The organism is Neisseria sp. GT4A_CT1 (assembly GCF_000227275.1).
GTDB lineage: Bacteria > Pseudomonadota > Gammaproteobacteria > Burkholderiales > Neisseriaceae > Neisseria.
In genome coordinates, this window is the sequence record NZ_JH164997.1 from 1 (window position 1) to 633 (window position 633).

Genomic DNA, 633 nt, shown 5'->3' on the forward strand with positions numbered 1-633 from the left:
TAGGTTGCGGTAGATGTGGAAAAGTATGGAAAGGGATAGCGGCGGATGTGAGATGGTTGCTGTTATTTGAACTCATTAAACGAGGTCATCTGAAATCTAAAATCCTTATTTTCAGACGACCTCTTTGATTTATCAGCAATCCTGTTCCTTCCCCCGTCTGGCGGGGGAAGGCTAGGATGGGGGTGGCTTTGTGGCTTGAGGGAAAAATCAAATTCGTGCAGCCCATAGAGCCACCCTCTCCCCAACCCTCTCCCGCCAGACGGGAGAGGGGGCAGGCTGCACGTCGTGGCATAGATTCCTGTCCACCCGCCCATTTCAGACGACCCCTTGCCGTATCAGCAACCTTGTTCCTTCCCCCGTCCGGCGAGGATGGGGGTGGCTTCCCAGCTTTAGGCAAAATCAAACTGGTGCAGCCGCCCATAGAGCCACCCTCTCCCCAGCCCTCTCCCGCCGGATGGGAGAGGTGGCAGGCTGCAAGTCGCAGCATAAATTTCTGCCCAACTACCGTCATTCCCGCGCAGGCGGGAATCCACTTTTAAATCTCAGCAACTGTTTTTCAAACATCAGTTTCTTAGGATTGCCAATAGATTCCCGCCGTAGCCTGTCCTCGCGTAGGCGGGGGCGGGAATGACG

At 54.8% G+C, this 633-nt stretch carries 1 protein-coding gene; it reads right to left on the minus strand.

All coding sequences use genetic code 11. The annotated features are described in order from the left end of the window. Positions 1 to 85: 85 nt before the first annotated feature. Positions 86 to 487, minus strand: a complete 402-nt coding sequence (locus HMPREF1028_RS15240) for a hypothetical protein (RefSeq protein WP_198006991.1) — start codon at positions 485 to 487, stop codon at positions 86 to 88. Between the last annotated feature and the right edge of the window lie 146 nt (positions 488 to 633).